The organism is Curtobacterium sp. UCD-KPL2560 (genome assembly GCF_001705035.1).
In the GTDB taxonomy this organism is placed as follows: Bacteria; Actinomycetota; Actinomycetes; order Actinomycetales; family Microbacteriaceae; genus Curtobacterium.
In genome coordinates, this window is the sequence record NZ_MCIG01000136.1 from 1 (window position 1) to 2806 (window position 2806).

Here is a 2806-nt window from a genome sequence, read left to right on the forward strand (position 1 = left end):
GTGCCGGACAGCTCGTGCCCGAGGACGAGGGGCTCCTCGACGACGAAGTCGCCGATGCGGCCGTGCCGGTAGTAGTGCACGTCGGAGCCGCAGACGCCGACCGCGRCGACGCGGTCGAGGAAGCGAGATCCGCATGACCACCCCCGACCAGACCCACCAGCGCGTCAGCGTGCTGCTCGGCACGCAGGACCTCACCGTCGAGGACCGCCCGGTCCCCGCGGTCGACCCGGGCGACGTGCTCGTCCGCGTCGCCGCGGTCGGCGTCTGCGGCTCCGACGTGCACTACTACCGGCACGGCCGCATCGGCGACTTCGTCGTCGAGGAGCCCCTCGTCCTCGGGCACGAGCTGTCCGGCACGATCGCCGCCGTCGGCGAGGGCGTCGACCCCGCCCGCGTCGGGGAGCGTGTCGCGATCGAACCGCAGCGTCCCTGCCACCGCTGCGCGCAGTGCCTGGCCGGCCGCTACAACCTCTGCCCGCACATGCGCTTCTACGCGACGCCGCCGGTCGACGGCGCCTTCGCCGAGTTCGTCACGATCGAGGCCGAGTTCGCCCACACGCTGCCCGACGCCGTGTCCTTCGAGGCCGGCGCGCTCCTCGAGCCGCTGTCCGTCGGCATCGCCGCAGCGCGCAAGGCCGGCATCGTCCCCGGTTCGAGCGTCCTCATCGCCGGAGCCGGTCCGATCGGCATCATCTGCGCGCAGGTCGCCCGCGCGTTCGGCGCCACCCGGGTCGTCGTCAGCGACCTCGTGCCCGAGCGCCGCGAGCGCGCGCTGTCCTTCGGCGCGACCGAGGTCGTCGACCCCGTCGCGGTGGACGTCACGGCGGACATCGTGCCGGTCGACGCCTTCATCGACGCCAGCGGTGCGCCGCGCGCGGTGTCCGACGGCATCAAGGCGGTCGGCCCGGCGGGAGCGGCGGTCCTGGTCGGGCTCGGCAACTCCGAGATGGTGCTGCCCGTCGAGCACATCCAGAACCTCGAGGTCACGGTCACCGCGATCTTCCGGTACACGAACACGTGGCCGGTGGCGATCGACCTGGTCGCCTCGGGGCAGGTCGACCTCGACGCGCTCGTCACGGGACGCTTCGGCCTCGACGACGTCCGCGAGGCCCTCGAGAGCGACACCGACCCGGCATCGCTCAAGTCGGTCGTCTACCCGAACGGCGTCCCCACCGCCTCGTGACCCGCGTCCGCGACGCGACCCGCGGCCGTCGCGTCGTCACCCGCGGGACGGACGGGAGGCCCGTGGCGGGCCCGACCCGCGCCTCCCGTCCGCCACCACGGGACGGACGGGAGGCGCGGCGCGGGCCCGACCCGCGCCTCCCGTCCGTCCCGCGGTCGCGCCCGGCGACCGCACCTGCCGCCGCACCCGGACCGGGGGCACCGGAGCGACACCGCGACGCGCTACGGTTCGCGCATGACCGCGACACCGGCGGCGGCAGTGCCGCAGCGCACCGACCGACGTGCCCTCGTGTCCTGGGCGCTCTGGGACTGGGGGTCCGCGGCGTTCAACGCCGTCGTCACGACCTTCGTGTTCAGCACGTACCTGGCGAGCCGCGCCTTCGTCGACCCGCGACTCGTCGCCGCCGAGGACGGGTCCGCCGCCGCGACCCGGGCCGTCGAGCGGGAGCTCGCGCACAACGCGGCGACCGTCTCGACCGCCCTGACGCTCGCGGGCATCGTCGTCGCGCTCGTCGCGCCCGCGGTGGGACGGCTCGCCGACTCCTCCGGACACCGGCGCCGGTCGGTGCTCATCGCGACCATCGGCATCGCGCTGTCCATCGGGGCGATGGTCTTCGTCGCGCCGAGCCAGCCGTACCTCGTGCTCGGTGCGGCGCTGCTCGGCATCGGGACCGTCGCCTACGAGATCGCGACCGTCGGCTACAACGCCATGCTCGGCCAGGTCGCGGCCGGGGCGAAGACCGGCCGGGTGTCGGCGATCGGCTGGGCCGCGGGGTACTTCGGCGGGATCGTGCTGCTCGTGGTGCTGCTCGTCCTGTGCATCCAGGACTTCGGCACGCCCGGGGTGGCCGGACTCCTGCAGCTGCCCGCGACCGTCGCGACCGGGCAGTGGGACGTGCGCGTCGCGATCGGCATCGCGGCCGTGTGGCTGGCGGTCAGCTCCGTGCCGCTGTTCGTCACGGTGCCCGAGGCCGCGCGTGACCAGACCACCAGCGGCGGGCTGCTGTCCGCCTACCGGGACCTGGGCCGGCACGTCGCCCGGCTCTGGCGCGAGCGGCGCAACGTGCTCGCGTTCCTGGTCGCGAGTGCCGTGTTCCGTGACGGCGTCGGCGCGGTCTTCACGTTCGGCGGCATCATCGCCGCGCAGGTCTTCGGGTTCAGCGCGTCCGAGGTGATCCTGTTCGCCATCGTCGCCAACGTCGTGGCCGGCATCGCGACCTTCGTGTCCGGGCGGCTCGACGACCGGTTCGGGTCGCGGGCGATCATCTCCGTGTCGCTCGTCGGCCTCGTCGTGTGCGGCACCGCGGTGCTGTTCGCGGGGTCGGCGCAGAACGCGTTCTGGGTGCTCGGCCTGGCGCTGTGCGTGTTCGTCGGACCGGTGCAGTCGTCGTCCCGGGCGTACCTGGCGCGGCTCGCGACGCCGGGGCGCGAGGGGGAGTTGTTCGGCCTGTACGCGACCACCGGGCGGGCGGCGTCGTTCCTGGCGCCGGCGCTGTTCGGCGTCGCGGTGAGCGTGACCGGGTCGACGCGCTTCGGGATCCTCGGCATCGTCGTGGTGCTCGTCGCGGGGCTCGTGCTGATGGCCTTCGTGCGGCGGGAGCCGGCGGAGGCGGTGCAGCACCTT

General features: G+C 74.2%; 2 protein-coding genes and 1 pseudogene. 2 read left to right on the forward strand and 1 reads right to left on the reverse strand.

Features of this window, described 5'->3' with window-relative positions:
• Positions 1-125: pseudogene (locus BEP24_RS16745) on the reverse strand (alcohol dehydrogenase catalytic domain-containing protein); the annotation flags it as partial.
• A gap of 8 nt (positions 126-133) precedes the next feature.
• Between BEP24_RS16745 and BEP24_RS16090 the strand changes: the two are divergent.
• Both BEP24_RS16090 and BEP24_RS16095 read left to right on the forward strand, forming a co-directional pair.
• Positions 134-1183 (forward strand): NAD(P)-dependent alcohol dehydrogenase, encoded by a 1050-nt coding sequence (locus BEP24_RS16090; RefSeq protein ID WP_065965173.1) that lies wholly within the window; start codon positions 134-136, stop codon positions 1181-1183.
• A gap of 234 nt (positions 1184-1417) precedes the next feature.
• Positions 1418-2806: MFS transporter (locus BEP24_RS16095; RefSeq protein WP_065965175.1), on the forward strand; the 1389-nt coding region annotated here is incomplete at its 3' end.